Below are 14,571 nucleotides of genomic sequence, written 5' to 3'. Positions count from 1 at the left end.
GTGCCCGCCGGCCGGGGGTTGCCCGGCCGGCGGCACACCGGCGCCTTCACCTGCCTTTCAGTCTCTTCGGCCCAACGGGCCCACTGCTACTTGGAGGAGCTCATCAGCAGGTAGTCGTACATGCCGAGGTAGGCCTGGGTGACCGTGACGTTCGTCGCGGAGGTCGGCCGCAGCAGCAGGTTCTTGCGGTAGATCAGCGGGACGACGGAGGCGTTGTCCAGGACCATCTTGTCGATGTCGCCCCACGCCTTGGTGCGCGCGGCGGTGTCGGTGTTGGCGATGGCGTCGTTCAGCGCCTTGTTGATCGCCGGGTCGTTCAGCTCCGAGACGTTGTTGCCGCCGGACGGCTTGATGGCCGAGCCGTTGACGATCTGGTCCAGGAAGCCGAAGCCGGTCGGCCAGTCGGCACCCCACGCGGTCATGATCATGCCGAGGTCGTGCTCGTGCACGTAGCTCGGGACACCCGCGAAGTTCGTGAAGTACTTACCGGCCGGGTAGGACTTGATGTTGACCGTGATGCCGATCTTCTTCATCGAGGCCTGGATGGCGGTGGCCATGGCCATCTCCGACGCGCGGTCCGAGCGGGCCGTCAGGTTGGTGGTGAAGCCGTTCGGCTTGCCACACGCCGTCAGCGCCGCCTTGGCCTTGGCGATGTCGCCCTTGTTGCCCGCGGTCGGGTACGTGTCGAACTTGGTGTAGCCGTTGACCGTCGGCGGCAGCAGCGTGGTGGCGACGTCACCCTTCGGGTCACCGCCGGCCGCGGCCTGGACCGAGGCCTTGTCGAGACCCCACTGCACGGCCTTGCGGCAGTTGATGTTGTCGAACGGCTTCACGTTCAGGTTGAGACCCATGTACTCGGTCGCACCGGCGTAGGAGCTGTCCAGCTGGCCCTTGTACTGGGAGTTGGTCAGGACCTTCGGCTGGGTCTCCGGGGCGACACCGGTACCGGCCGCGTCAACCGTGAGGTTGTCCCCCATCAGACTGTTGTCGACGGTGGTCTGGTTGACCTTGAACCGGATGGTGATCTTGTTGGGCAGGGGATTGCGGACCGGGTCGGTCGACTGGACCCAGTTGGGGTTGCGGACGAGGGTCGCGCCCTTGCCCTCCTCGTACGACTGGAACTTGTACGGGCCCGAGGACACGATGTGCTGGACGTACGAGGCGCCCGTGTCCTTCGCCTGCGGCACCGGCGCCGTCTGGTTGAACGTCGCCAGGTAGTCGAAGTCCGCGAAGGGGTCCTTCAGCTTGAAGACGATCGTCGTGTCGTCCGGCGTCTCGATGGACTTGAGGCCGTCCTTCGACTTGTCCTTGTAGGGACCCTGATACTTGTCGCCACCGATGAGGTGCGCCTTGAAGTACGTCGGACCGTTGGACAGCGCCTCGGGAGCGAAGTTGGAGCGTTCGACGGCGTACTTGACGTCCTTCGAGGTGATCGGGGTGCCGTCGTCGAACTTCAGGCCGGGGCGCAGCTTGTACGTCCAGGTCTTGGCGCCGTCGCTGGGCACACCCAGGCCCTGGGCCAGGTCCGGGACCACTTCGAGGCCGGCCTTGCCCGCGGCGGGCTTGAACGTGGTGAGCGAACGCGCGTAGAGGCGGGAGAAGTTCTGCACCCAGCCGTAGTAGTCGTTGCCCGGGTCGAGCGAGTCAGGGACGTCGGACATCTCGTAGGAGACGGTGCCGCCCTTCTTGGTGCTCGGGTTCACCACGGACGTGAGCGCGGCGTTCGCCTTGCCGGAGGAGCCCCCCTTGCTGCTGCTCCCGCCCGAGTTGCACGCGGACGCACCCAGCGACAGCGCCACGACCGTGGCGACTGCGGCTGTCACTTTCTTGGTTTTCACCTGAGGAAAGCCCCCTCAATTGATGGTTGCGGCGGACGAACTGACTGTTGCCGCGCGTTACTTGCTGCGGGGATCGAGTGCGTCACGCAGCCCGTCGCCCAGCAGGTTGAATGCCAGGACCGTGATGAAGATGGCCAGGCCCGGCACGATCATGTACACCGGATCGGTCTCGTAGAGGCCGGCGGCGCTGGTGAGCATGCCGCCCCAGGAGGCCTGGGGCGGGGCGATGCCCACGCCGAGGAAGCTGAGGCCCGCCTCGAAGAGGATGTTCGTCGGGATCAGCAGCGTCGCGTAGACCAGGATCGGCGCGACGAGGTTGGGCAGCAGCTCCCGGAAGAGGATGAACGGCCCGCGAGCACCCAGGCTGCGGGCGGCCTCCACGAACTCGCGTTCACGCAGGCTGAGCGTCTGCGCGCGCACGATACGCGCCATGTACGGCCAGTTGAAGAATCCGATCACGAAGATGAGTACAGCGATCCGCAGCGGAAGTCCGGACAGTCCGAACGCACCGTCCTGCAATGAGGCGGAGATCGAGATCGCGAAGAGCAGGATCGGGAAGGCGAGGAAGGTGTCCATCGCCCGGCTGATGATCGTGTCGACCCAGCCGCCGTAGAAACCGGCGACGACACCTGCCACGACACCGATCACGACCGACAGCATCGTGGCGCCGCCCGCGACCACCAGCGAGACCCAGGAGCCCTCGATGATGCGGGTCATGACGTCGCGCCCGAACTGCGGGTCGACGCCGAGGGGGTGCTCCCAGCTGATGCCGCCCCAGCCGCCCTTGGGGGACAGCAGGGCCGGGTCGATCAGGTCCTGGTGGAACGCGTTGGGGTCCAGACCGAAGATCGACTCGATGGGCTTGGCCAGAACCGCCATCAGGATGAGGAGGATGACGACGACGCCGCCGGCGACAGCCACCTTGTCCCGTTTGAAGCGGATCCAGGCGATCTGCCCGAGGGAGCGACCTTGGATCTGGCTCTGTTTGGCTCCGGCGAGGACTGCCTCCGGCTGCGCCTCGGCAGCCGCCCCGGTGGTCTCGATCGGTGCGGTCACAGTGCCCTGACCCTTCTCGCCGGTGGTCACCGGCCTCTGCATGCCGCGGTTGACGGCTTGCCTCGCCTACGACGTGCGCAGTTGCCGCAGATGATGCGGCACCGCTGCGCTCTGGAACTACGACTGAACTACGACTTGATCTATGACTTGATCTATGACTTGAGCTACGACTGTCTCGCTCACGGGATCGATGACCCCACATCTGACACGGGAGTCTTCAGCGACTCCACGATCACGTGCCAGAGCTGACGGAGAAAGTATGCGCAACCGTGATGCTGTTAGGAGGATTCCGTTATCCGAACAGCGGGTAACGGGGGTCGGACGGTGAGCAATTGGGGTGAAAGGGCTCACAGAAGACCATTTCGCCGCTCTTCGCCCCACAAGCGGACATCAAGCCCTTACGCTTCCTCGCGCGCAGGTCAGCACGGTCGGGCACATGGGGAACAAGAGACCGAACGAGTGGGTCTTCAGTATGAGCGAGGCTGGGGGTAGCCGTACCCACCCGCCATCGGCGCCTGGGCCGGGGCCGCGTGCGCCTCACGGTCGTAGAACGGGCGGGAGTTGGCCCGCAGCCACATCGCCACCGGGTCGTACTCGTCCGACATCGCGACGGTCGACACGGGCAGCCCGTCCGGAACCGCGCCGATGGACTGCTGCATCATCGCCCGCACCGAGTCGACGGCGGGCGGCGAGGTGTCGTAGACGTCGAGACCGATGGCGAGGTACGGCGCCCCGAGCGCGGGCTGCACCCAGGCGCGGCGCAACGAGCGCACGGCGGACGTGCGGTGCGCGTTCTGGGTGAGCAGGGCGTAGAACTGCGGGATCTCGATGCCCGGTTCGGACAGCCGCAGCGGGCCCGCGGGTTGACGCTCCAGGCCCGCGGCGATTCTGCGCAGGTCCAGCCACGGGATGCCGACCCCGCCGCCGGGGGCGTGCGGATTCAGCCAGAGTCCGAAGTGGTCGGGGTAGAGGGTGCGGGCCACGTCGAGGCCGTCGACCACCTCGTACGACCGGTTCCAGCCGCTGGCCGAGAGCTCCTGGGCAGAGGTGACGCACGGCGCGTAACCGAAGCCGTCCACCTCCATGTTCCCGTACTGCGCGTCCGGGGAGCCGCCCTGGCCGTGCCAGAGCAGCATCCACACCTGGCCGGACGACGGGGTCGCGAGTGCGCGAAGGAGCGCCTCGTAGGCGTCGTAACGCCCGGGCGTCACCTGGCGCAGCATGTGCTCGACCTGCCCGGCCGCGGCCGTGCCCGACGCGCTCACCCTCAACCGCCCCTTCGCGAAGAAATCATGACGACATCACGACATCACGACGAACCACGACGAACTCACGCAATCCACCGACGATGCCGGTGGCACACGTGAGTCCAGCACTTCGACGACGCCTCGGCCGAACCCCGACCGACTCATGAAACCAGCTTAAGCGGCGATCGCGCTCCGCCGGGGGAGCCGTTGAGAGCTCGGGGCTCGCTGTCTTCGGGACGCGGCAGGTCCGTCGTGGTCGCTCGCCCCCACGTGGCGGAGCCGCACCATGGTCGCAGCCCCGCGCCCCTTTCGGGGCGCTTCAGTGGCCGTGCTGGTAGAAGGGGCGCACTTCGGCGCGCATCCAGTCGCCCACCGGGTCCTGGGCCACGTCGAGAAGGACCAGGTTCACCGGCCACTTGACCGCGACGCGGCCGAGTGCGCGGGCGAGCGCGTCCATGGGGAGTGCCCGGAGGTCCCCCTCCCACAGGGAGAGTTCGACGCCGATGAACATCACCGGGTCGCCGCCCTCGATGCTGGCCAGGCAGCGGCGGGCGGTCAGCACGACTCCCGTCGCCGCGAACTCGGCCGAGGCCGCGGCCAGGAAGTCCACCGGGTCGTCCTGCCAGTCGGGCTCGAAGAGCTTCACCCGGCCGCCACTCGCGGACCCGTCCAACGGGGTGCGCCCGGCCCGGCACAGTTCGGCGACCGCGGGGGGCGGCAGCGGCGCGCCGACCACCCCGTCCGGGTTGAGGGCGATGCCGACCTGCGGGGGCAGCCCGCGGGCGAACTCGACGGCGGGCGCGATCGTGTACGACAGATGGCTGCCGACCACCCGGCGGAACTGCTCCTCGGAGCTGAAGACCGGCACGTACGCCTGGCCCTCGATCTCCAGCGTGGGCAGGTCGAGGGGTCCCGCGTGCGGTCCGCCGCCGTTGGGCAGCGGCACCCAGACGAAGCTGCGGCCGAGGACCTCGACGATGCGGCCGCCGGCCGAGGGCACTCCGAGGGACGCGGAGAGCACCTCCTCCAGTTCGTTGCCCGGCCAGCCGCCGTGGGGGTGAGGGGGGTGAGGGTGCGGATACGCCGCAGCCGGAGATTCCGTGAAGTCGGGGAAATCGGGGAAATCCATCTGTTCTACCGCCTGCTGTGAACCACTGTTCGCCACTGTTCCGGTGTTCTGCCTGGAAAGGTTAGTGGGCTCATGCGACTTCTCGGCCGCTCCTCAGCCGCCGAAGTCGATCCGGTGCAGTACGTCCGCCGCGTCCCGGTCCAGGAGGACCGCCGAGCCGCAGCCCTCCGGCAGGTCGCCGCGCTCGACGGAGCGCAGCAACCGGGCGACCGCACCCCGGTGACGGGCGAAGGCGTACCGGGAGACGCCCCGGCCGCGCTCGCGCTGGCCCTCCAGCGCGGTGCCGGGCGTGACATCGAGCAGCAGCAGGTGCAGGGCGCCGCCCCGGCGCAGGGCCTCGCGGGCCAGCCAGCGGCGCACCCAGGCCTGCGTACCGCAGTCGTGCACGACGACTCCGGCGCCGGAGCGCAGCGCGCGGCGCAGGCCCGCGTAGTGCGCGAGGCGGACAAGGGGGCGGTACACGGCGTACGGCAGCCAGCCGGCCAGCCGGCCGTCCCAGCGGTCGCGGGTGTCCTGGGAGTCGACGCGGGCGCCTGCGACGGCCCGGCTCATCAGGGTCGACTTGCCGCTGCCGGGCAGCCCGGTGACCACGACGACGTCGGCCGCCGCGAAGTACAGACCGTGCGGGCTGTGTCCCGCGCGCTCCCTCAGGTCGCGGACGACGGCCGTCGGAAGCGGTCCGCACGCCTCCCGGGCCCGGGCCCGGCCCTGGGCGCCGGGCGGCTTGGACAGCGCGATGGCCGAGGTCGTGGCGTACGCCGTGGTCCTGTTCACCGTGATCGTCCTCCCCCTGGGGTGTGGAGTCCCATCCCCGTCGAGTGTAAAGAGAAGGTAATGCGCGGTGTCTCTCGTTTCCGTACGCGGACTGCCACAGGCCGGTTACAGATGCGGACTGCCGTGATCGGACGGCGCGTGCGATGATGTGCGCGCCAACTGCATACCGGCCGCTTGAATCCGCGCGGGAGAGTTCCCAGTGACGTATGACGTGCTGATGTACGTCTGTACGTCGTCTCTGGGGCGCCGAAGGAGCAAGTCCCTCCCTTGAATCTCTCAGGCCCCGTTACCGCGCGGGCGAGGCACATCTGAAAAGCGGGCCGCTGACCAGTGGCCCCACCCAAGGTGCAAGTCAGGACCACCGTTCGCGGGGTCGTGATGAACCTCTCAGGTTCCGATGACAGATGGGGAGGAACGACCTCGCCGTCATGCCTTGGGAGCCTCACCGATGAGCAGTAACACCCCCCGTCTCACCGCGCTCGATGCCCTGCATCGCTCGCTCGGCGCGACGATGACCGACTTCGCGGGCTGGGACATGCCCCTGCGATACGGCTCCGAGCGCGACGAGCACCTCGCCGTCCGCACCCGGGCCGGTCTCTTCGACCTCTCCCACATGGGCGAGATCACTGTCACCGGCCCGCAGGCGGCCGCCCTTCTGAACTACGCGCTGGTCGGCAACATCGCCTCCGTCGGCGTCGGCCGCGCCCGCTACACCATGATCTGCCAGGAGGACGGCGGCATCCTCGACGACCTGATCGTGTACCGGCTGGCCGAGACCGACTACATGGTCGTCGCCAACGCCTCCAACGCCCAGGTGGTGCTGGACGCGCTGACCGGGCGCGCGGCCGGATTCGACGCGGTCGTGCGCGACGACCGTGACGCGTACTCGCTGATCGCCGTGCAGGGCCCCGAGTCCCCCGGCATCCTCAAGTCCCTCACCGACGCCGACCTGGACGGCCTGAAGTACTACGCGGGCCTGCCGGGCACGGTCGCGGGCGTCCCGGCGCTGATCGCGCGCACGGGCTACACGGGCGAGGACGGCTTCGAACTGTTCGTGGCCCCGTCCGACGCCGAGAAGCTGTGGCAGGCGCTGACGGAGGCGGGCGCGCCCGTCGGTCTCGTCCCCTGCGGCCTCTCCTGCCGCGACACGCTGCGCCTGGAGGCGGGCATGCCGCTGTACGGGCATGAGCTGAGCACCTCGCTCACGCCCTTCGACGCGGGGCTCGGGCGGGTCGTGAAGTTCGAGAAGGAGGGGGACTTCGTGGGGCGCACCGCGCTCCAGGAGGCCGCCTCCCGCGCCGAGGAGAACCCCCCGCGGGTGCTCGTCGGGCTCGTCGCCGAGGGCCGCCGCGTCCCGCGCGCCGGGTACGCGGTCGTCGCCGACGGCAAGGTGATCGGCGAGGTCACCTCCGGCGCGCCCTCCCCCACGCTGGGCAAGCCGATCGCGATGGCGTACGTCGACGCCGCGCACGCCGCGCCGGGCACGGCTGGGGTGGGCGTGGACATCCGGGGCAGTCACGAGCCGTACGAGGTCGTGGCGCTGCCGTTCTACAAGCGCCAGAAGTAGTCCCACCAGGGTGGTGGCGTGCGCGTCGACGTGACGTACCTCGCCGCGCACTGTCTGGTATCCCAGGACCACCCGTTCATCCCGTCATCCCGTTCATCCCGTTCATCAGCACTCCCTCGCGTACAGGAGAATTCAGGCCATGAGCAACCCCCAGCAGCTGCGCTACAGCAAGGAGCACGAATGGCTGTCGGTCGCCGAGGACGGCGTCTCGACGGTCGGCATCACCGAGTTCGCGGCCAACGCGCTCGGCGATGTCGTCTACGCCCAGCTTCCGGAGGTCGGTGACACGGTGACCGCGGGCGAGACCTGCGGCGAGCTGGAGTCGACCAAGTCGGTCAGCGACCTGTACGCACCGGTCACCGGCGAGGTCGTGGAGGCCAACCAGGACGTGGTGGACGACCCGTCGCTGGTGAACTCCGCCCCCTTCGAGGGCGGCTGGCTGTTCAAGGTACGCGTCGCGGGGGAGCCGGCCGACCTGCTCTCCGCGGACGAGTACACCGAGTTCTCCGGCTCTTGAGTTCTCCGGCTCTTAAGGACTTCCGACTGATGTCGCTTCTGAACACGCCCCTGCACGAGCTGGACCCGGACGTCGCCGCCGCCGTCGACGCCGAGCTGCACCGCCAGCAGTCCACCCTGGAGATGATCGCCTCGGAGAACTTCGCTCCGGTCGCGGTCATGGAGGCCCAGGGCTCGGTCCTGACCAACAAGTACGCCGAGGGCTACCCGGGCCGCCGCTACTACGGCGGCTGCGAGCACGTCGACGTGGTCGAGCAGATCGCCATCGACCGCGTCAAGGCGCTCTTCGGCGCCGAGCACGCGAACGTGCAGCCGCACTCGGGTGCCCAGGCCAACGCGGCCGCGATGTTCGCGCTGCTCAAGCCGGGCGACACGATCATGGGTCTGAACCTCGCGCACGGCGGGCACCTGACCCACGGCATGAAGATCAACTTCTCCGGCAAGCTCTACAACGTGGTCCCGTACCACGTGAACGACGAGACCGGCCAGGTCGACATGGCCGAGGTCGAGCGCCTCGCCAAGGAGTCCAAGCCGAAGCTGATCGTGGCGGGCTGGTCGGCCTACCCGCGCCAGCTGGACTTCGCCGAGTTCCGCCGGATCGCGGACGAGGTCGGCGCGTACCTCATGGTCGACATGGCGCACTTCGCCGGCCTGGTGGCGGCGGGCCTGCACCCGAACCCGGTGCCGCACGCCCACGTCGTCACGACCACCACCCACAAGACGCTGGGCGGCCCGCGCGGTGGCGTGATCCTTTCGACGGCCGAGCTGGCCAAGAAGATCAACTCCGCGGTCTTCCCGGGTCAGCAGGGCGGTCCGCTGGAGCACGTGATCGCCGCCAAGGCCGTCTCCTTCAAGGTCGCCGCCTCGGACGAGTTCAAGGAGCGCCAGCAGCGCACGCTGGACGGCGCGCGGATCCTGGCCGAGCGCCTGGTCCAGGACGACGTCAAGGCCGTGGGCGTGGACGTCCTCTCCGGCGGCACGGACGTGCACCTGGTCCTGGTCGACCTGCGCAACTCCGAGCTGGACGGCCAGCAGGCCGAGGACCGCCTCCACGAGGTCGGCATCACGGTCAACCGCAACGCCGTCCCGAACGACCCGCGCCCTCCGATGGTCACGTCCGGCCTGCGCATCGGCACGCCCGCCCTCGCCACCCGCGGCTTCCGGGCCGAGGACTTCACCGAGGTCGCGAACATCATCGCCGAGGCACTGAAGGCGCCCTCTCCCTTCGGGGCGGCCGACGCGGAGCCCCTGAAGGCCCGGGTGTCCGCTCTGGCCGACAAGCACCCGCTGTACCCCGGCTTGAAGTAGTACAGAACCAGTTCCTGCAGAAGTTCACTTTCGTACAGAAATTCGCACGGAACGTACGATTCACCAGGGCGCCGCGCACACTGGATCCGTAGCTGTGTGCGGCGCCCGCCCCCATGCACCACCCCTGTTGTGAGGAGTCCCCGTGGCCATCTCGGTCTTCGACCTGTTCTCGATCGGCATAGGCCCGTCCAGCTCCCACACGGTGGGCCCGATGCGCGCGGCACGCATGTTCGCGCGCCGCCTGCGCAACGAGGAGCTGCTGCCGTCGGTGGCCTCCGTCCGGGCCGAGCTGTACGGCTCCCTGGGCGCGACGGGCCACGGCCACGGCACCCCGAAGGCCGTGCTGCTGGGCCTGGAGGGCGCGTCACCGCGGACGGTGGACGTGGAGGGCGCCGACGACAGGGTCGAGCAGATCAAGTCGTCGGGCCGCATCCAGCTGCTCGGCTCGCACGAGATCCCCTTCTCCTTCTCCGACGACCTGATCCTGCACCGCCGCAAGGCCCTGCCGTACCACGCGAACGGCATGACGATCTTCGCGTACGACGCCTCCGGCGACCTCGTCCTGGAGAAGACGTACTACTCGGTCGGCGGCGGCTTCGTGGTCGACGAGGACGCGGTGGGCGAGGACCGCATCAAGCTCGACGACACGGTGCTGAAGTACCCCTTCCGCACGGGCGACGAGCTGCTGCGGCTGACGAAGGAGACCGGCCTGTCGATCTCCGCCCTGATGCTGGAGAACGAGCGCGCCTGGCGCACGGAGGAGGAGATCCGCGAGGGCCTCCTCTCCATCTGGCGCGTGATGCAGTCCTGCGTCTCCCGGGGCATGTCCCGCGAGGGCCTCCTGCCGGGCGGTCTGAAGGTCCGCCGCCGCGCCGCCGTCTCGGCCCGCCAACTCCGGGCGGAGGGCGACCCGTTGGCCCACGCGATGGAGTGGATCACGCTCTACGCGATGGCGGTGAACGAGGAGAACGCGGCGGGCGGCCGGGTGGTCACGGCCCCCACCAACGGCGCCGCCGGCATCATCCCCGCGGTCCTCCACTTCTACATCAACTTCGTCCCGGGCGCGGACGAGGACGGAGTGGTCCGTTTCCTTCTCGCGGCCGGCGCCATCGGCATGCTCTTCAAGGAGAACGCGTCCATCTCCGGCGCGGAGGTCGGCTGCCAGGGCGAGGTCGGCTCGGCCTGCTCGATGGCCGCGGGCGCCCTCGCCGAGGTCCTCGGCGGCAGCCCCGAACAGGTCGAGAACGCCGCCGAGATCGGCATGGAACACAACCTCGGCCTCACCTGCGACCCGGTCGGCGGCCTCGTCCAGATCCCCTGCATCGAACGCAACGGCATGGCGGCCGTGAAGGCGGTCACGGCCGCCAAGATGGCCATGCGCGGCGACGGCTCCCACAAGGTCTCCCTCGACAAGGTCATCAAGACCATGAAGGAGACGGGCGCGGACATGAGCGTCAAGTACAAGGAGACGGCGCGGGGCGGGCTGGCGGTCAATATCATCGAGTGCTGAGGAGGTGGGCCCTGACCTGCGCGTTCGTAACTTTCAGCGCTGTCGGGGCCTTCCCTGCTTACACGGCGGAAAGTCCCCAGAAACTCCCCGGGACAGGCGTGAAAGTCCCCGAAAACTCCCCAGGGACTCCCCAGGGAACGTCGCTGTTTACGGGTGGGCAACGGGCCTGCTCCAGGACCGACGCGGCGCTCTTGAGGCCGTCTCAGGGTGTTGAGTGCAGTCGGTGGACGTCAGGTAGTGGGACCTACGCATTACGAGCTCGCAAGATCGTTCCCCTGGCCTTCCCCGAACGTCCCCACTTTGCGCGTTCTAGCAGGTCAGAAGGCATGCAGCGCGCCGGGACTCCATGATCGTTCACGGGGTTTCCCTCTCCTTCCGGCCCCACGTTGGCCCCAGGAAGGTCCTGCCAGCGGGCGCTTGGGCCCCAGCCAGACGGGCCGCCAGGTCAGCGCCGGGCAGGAAAGCGTCTCCAGCGCATCGACCAAGCGACGCAAAGTGGCCCTACCCCGCCGAGGTTGGGCCACTTTAGCCGTCTATGCGGGCCTGCTGGGCCACTGTGCAGCGTCCTGCCACAGGGGCGCGCTGACCTTATCTGCGCACCTCCATCCCGAGGGGCCATCCCCGCGCGTGCGGGGAGCACTCTGGAAGCTCCTCTGCCCTATTGAGGAGCATGGGCCATCCCCGCGCGTGCGGGGAGCACCCGGAACGGGTCGGCGCCCGGCTGCTCGACGAGGGGCCATCCCCGCGCGTGCGGGGAGCACACTCGTTCACCTGCTGGTCTATGACGGGGGGCAGTTGTTTCCGAGCACTTTCACTGACTCCGGCATTTCAACCATAGTGGATAACTCTTCTGTTGTTGTGTTCGCTCTGATGCGCGCTGACCGCGCATCATAAGTGGGTGATCTGCTATTGGTTGGAGCCACGCCGCCGCAGCCGAGGCGCTGGTACCCGGTGGTGATGGGGTCTTTTGAATCGGCCGGGGCTACTACTCACCTCACTCGCCCCCGCCGGGTGATCTGGTCCGTCCGCAGGATGCGGGGTCCGGAACCGTCGAGCCGGGCTACGGCGATCATCGCTCGCCCGATGTGCTCGGTGCTGGTCACGTAGCGGGGTGCCACGCGGCGCAGGAGCGGCACTGCGGACACCGGCGCTTTCGCGCGTTGAGGCCGGGAAGCCATTCGCGGCGGTATCGGTCGACGAAACGACCCGGAGCTGACTCCCTCCGTGATCGCCGACCGTCATCAGTGACGACAAATCACCCATCAACTCGCATACCGCCCTCTCGGACAGGCGATAAGAGGAATATGGGACAAAATCTGTCCTATATGGCGAGGACCTGGCCCAGTCCGGCGAACCTGTCTCCGGCCCTTCGCGCCCTCACCAGCAACGGCGACCTCGACGCCTACTGGCGTTTTCCACTCCGCCCGCGAACACGAACGCCTCTACCCCACACCCGACCAGGCCGTATACGACCTCACCGCGTGATCCCGACCTTCACTCGAAACGAACTACACCCAATGGCGAACGCGTTGGTGACGGTCACGTACGCCAGGCGAAGCAACACGAGTGATCATCCTGCCGCAGCCACCAAGCAAGCCCTTGAGCAGCATGGATGACATTCTAGGCAAGCGCACTGCTCCTCACAGCACCTCAGGGCCATAGCGACAGCTTCATCCGTCACGGACAGTCCAGGAACTCGTGCCGGTATTCGGTCGGGGTGGTTCCGTAGGCAGCGCGGAACGTACGGCTGAACACGGTGGCGCTGGTGAAGCCCCGGCGCGCGGCGATGGCTTGAACGGACTCTTTGCGCAGTTCGGGGTCGGCGAGGTCGGCACGGCATCGTTCGAGTCGACGCTGCCGAATCGACGCGGCGACGCTCTCTGGCCGGCCCTCGAACAGGGCATACAGGCTGCGCAGTGAGATGTCGGCGGCGACGTTGGCGGCGTGACCTGCGAGGACCTGAACGTGTGGGACTGCGGCATCCCAGCCGGTCGGGGGGCGGCGGCGACGCCTCGTTGGCCGCCTGATGTGCGGCTGCCGTCGGACGCCAAAGGGCACAGCGGATCGGTTCGGCAGCCGCGCCGACCGGTCAGCAGCCGTCGGGATGCACAACCGCCGACGCCGATCGGACCTTCGCGAACGACAAGGCGGAGGACAAGGGGAGGCAACTTGACTGGTTGGCCGCGAAGTAGCGCAGCGCGGGCCAGGTGCTGGGCCCGACGAAGCCGTCAGCCGCGAGCACGTGGTGCGACTGGAAGTCGGCCACGGCCGCCTGCGTGCGGGGGCCGTAGTACCCGTCCACGGTCAGGCCGTAGCCCAGACGGTTGAGTATGCACTGCGCCTCGACGGCGGCATAACTCCAACTTCCGCTTGAGGGGACGTAGCTCGTGCCGTCGTAGTAGCCGTAGTAAATGAAGTAGCCGGAGTACGCGCCGATCTGGGTCCAGTTCTGGTAAGCGCTCGAACACGAGTACGTGCTGGCGGCGCTGGCCGCCGGGGCGGCGGAGAGGTCGACGGCACCCGCGAGCAGGCAGGCCGTCAGGGCCGCAGTGGCTGTGTGCTTGCTGAAACGCATCCAAGAACTCCCTTGTCCACGGCGGAGATCCGTCCCCCGCCTCACAGTCTTTCTGACTCCCGCACTACCCGACATGTTGCGTGCCTGGCGATCACCCCGACCGGGGCCGAGGATCACTGACCGACGCCGGAAGGACCGAGGGCGGCTCCGTGAATGGAAGAAGACCTCGCGAACGCCCCCGGGTCCTCCACGTGGTGATCCTCGGCCCACTGCGCGTACGGGCGCGCTGGATGGCCGGTCAGCCGCTCAACGATGTCGTTCAGCGCCGCTGGCTTGCCGACCGTGGCCGCCATCAGGTCCAGCAGGGCGCCCACGAAGGCGGCGTCCATGAACTGGCTCAGCTGCTGCCGCACGTCCTGGTCCGGGAGTTCCTCGAAGCTCAGCTTCCGGCCCAGGGCGAGGCCGAGCACCCCCAGTTGGTCGGTCTGCGTGAGGGACTGCGGGCCCGTTAGCTCGTAGACACGCCCTGCGTGTTCGGCGGAGCCGAGTACTGCGGCGGCTGCCTCCGCGACATCGCGCTCGTGCACCACCGAGGCCGCTGCCGCCGCATACGGGCCGCGAACCACATCGCCGCTCTGCAACTGCATGGCCCAGGCGAGCGAGTTGATCGCCGGGAAGAAGAGCCGCAGGAACGTCCAGTCCATACCAGTCGCGCGAATCTCCCGCTCCACCCCGGCGTGGTAATCGGCGATCACGTCCGGCTGAGGGTCGGCCCCGTCGACGACCGCCCCGGAGGAGAGGAACACCACGTGCTGGACCCCTGCCTCCCGCGCCTGTTCCAGCAGCGGTTGGGCGTCCATGCCGTAGGGGAGTACAAGGAACAGCTCGGTCACGTCCCTCAGCGCCGGCGCGAGTGTCGATGGATCGGCCAGGTCCCCGCGCACCACCTCCACGCCCTTCGGCAGCCCGGCTCGCTCGGGATCGCGCGACAGCACCCGTACCGGACGTCCGGCGTTCGCCAACGTCTCCACCGTCTGCCGCCCGAAGTGCGCGGTCCCGCCGATGACAAGAATCATGAACATTCCCTCCGACTCAAATGCTCACCAGCACG

Annotated in this window: 12 protein-coding genes and 1 riboswitch; of the genes, 4 read left to right on the top strand and 8 right to left on the bottom strand. The window is 68.4% G+C overall.

The features are described from left to right. Positions 1 to 86: 86 nt before the first annotated feature. From OG747_RS30840 to OG747_RS30820, 5 genes are all read right to left on the bottom strand, one after another. Positions 87 to 1,823 (bottom strand): ABC transporter substrate-binding protein, encoded by a 1,737-nt coding sequence (locus OG747_RS30840; protein WP_405882635.1) that lies wholly within the window; start codon positions 1,821 to 1,823, stop codon positions 87 to 89. Between the two features lie 72 nt (positions 1,824 to 1,895). Continuing rightward, the gene (locus OG747_RS30835) at positions 1,896 to 2,894 is read right to left on the bottom strand and encodes an ABC transporter permease (protein ID WP_405882634.1); all 999 of its coding nucleotides are present in this window, start codon (positions 2,892 to 2,894) and stop codon (positions 1,896 to 1,898) included. A 467-nt stretch (positions 2,895 to 3,361) separates the two neighbouring features. Beyond that, entirely contained in the window at positions 3,362 to 4,159 is a 798-nt protein-coding gene (locus OG747_RS30830; protein WP_405882633.1) for an enhanced serine sensitivity protein SseB C-terminal domain-containing protein, read from the bottom strand. Between the two features lie 301 nt (positions 4,160 to 4,460). Next, the gene (locus tag OG747_RS30825; protein ID WP_405882632.1) at positions 4,461 to 5,270 is read right to left on the bottom strand and encodes an enhanced serine sensitivity protein SseB; all 810 of its coding nucleotides are present in this window, start codon (positions 5,268 to 5,270) and stop codon (positions 4,461 to 4,463) included. A gap of 93 nt (positions 5,271 to 5,363) precedes the next feature. Further along, positions 5,364 to 6,050, bottom strand: coding sequence for an AAA family ATPase (locus OG747_RS30820; protein WP_405885766.1), 687 nt, complete (start codon positions 6,048 to 6,050; stop codon positions 5,364 to 5,366). Positions 6,051 to 6,219: 169 nt separating this feature from the next. Further along, a riboswitch (glycine riboswitch) is annotated at positions 6,220 to 6,346 on the top strand. Between the two features lie 146 nt (positions 6,347 to 6,492). Between OG747_RS30820 and gcvT the strand changes: the two genes are divergently transcribed. From gcvT to OG747_RS30800, 4 genes are all read left to right on the top strand, one after another. Continuing rightward, positions 6,493 to 7,611, top strand: a complete 1,119-nt coding sequence (gcvT, locus tag OG747_RS30815; RefSeq protein ID WP_405882630.1) for a glycine cleavage system aminomethyltransferase GcvT — start codon at positions 6,493 to 6,495, stop codon at positions 7,609 to 7,611. A gap of 139 nt (positions 7,612 to 7,750) precedes the next feature. Beyond that, a complete protein-coding gene (gene gcvH / locus OG747_RS30810) occupies positions 7,751 to 8,128 on the top strand; it encodes a glycine cleavage system protein GcvH (RefSeq protein ID WP_405882629.1) in 378 nt (125 codons plus the stop codon). 29 nt (positions 8,129 to 8,157) lie between these two features. Further along, entirely contained in the window at positions 8,158 to 9,435 is a 1,278-nt protein-coding gene (glyA, locus tag OG747_RS30805; protein ID WP_405882628.1) for a serine hydroxymethyltransferase, read from the top strand. 142 nt (positions 9,436 to 9,577) lie between these two features. Then, the gene (locus tag OG747_RS30800) at positions 9,578 to 10,945 is read left to right on the top strand and encodes an L-serine ammonia-lyase (protein ID WP_405882627.1); all 1,368 of its coding nucleotides are present in this window, start codon (positions 9,578 to 9,580) and stop codon (positions 10,943 to 10,945) included. 1,677 nt (positions 10,946 to 12,622) lie between these two features. Here the strand turns inward: OG747_RS30800 and OG747_RS30795 are convergent. The 3 genes from OG747_RS30795 to OG747_RS30785 all read right to left on the bottom strand — a co-directional run bounded on the left by OG747_RS30795 (position 12,623) and on the right by OG747_RS30785 (position 14,536). After that, positions 12,623 to 13,003: a helix-turn-helix domain-containing protein gene (locus OG747_RS30795; protein ID WP_405882626.1), complete on the bottom strand. Its 381-nt coding sequence runs from the start codon at positions 13,001 to 13,003 to the stop codon at positions 12,623 to 12,625. A 31-nt stretch (positions 13,004 to 13,034) separates the two neighbouring features. Then, positions 13,035 to 13,520, bottom strand: coding sequence for a peptidoglycan-binding protein (locus OG747_RS30790; RefSeq protein WP_405882625.1), 486 nt, complete (start codon positions 13,518 to 13,520; stop codon positions 13,035 to 13,037). Positions 13,521 to 13,633: 113 nt separating this feature from the next. After that, entirely contained in the window at positions 13,634 to 14,536 is a 903-nt protein-coding gene (locus tag OG747_RS30785; protein ID WP_405882624.1) for an NmrA family NAD(P)-binding protein, read from the bottom strand. Positions 14,537 to 14,571 lie beyond the last annotated feature (35 nt).

The sequence above is a fragment of the Streptomyces sp. NBC_01384 genome, from assembly GCF_045040035.1.
In the GTDB taxonomy this organism is placed as follows: domain Bacteria; phylum Actinomycetota; class Actinomycetes; order Streptomycetales; family Streptomycetaceae; genus Streptomyces.
Note: the sequence above shows the minus strand (reverse complement) of the source record. Positions and strands in the feature narration are given on the sequence as shown.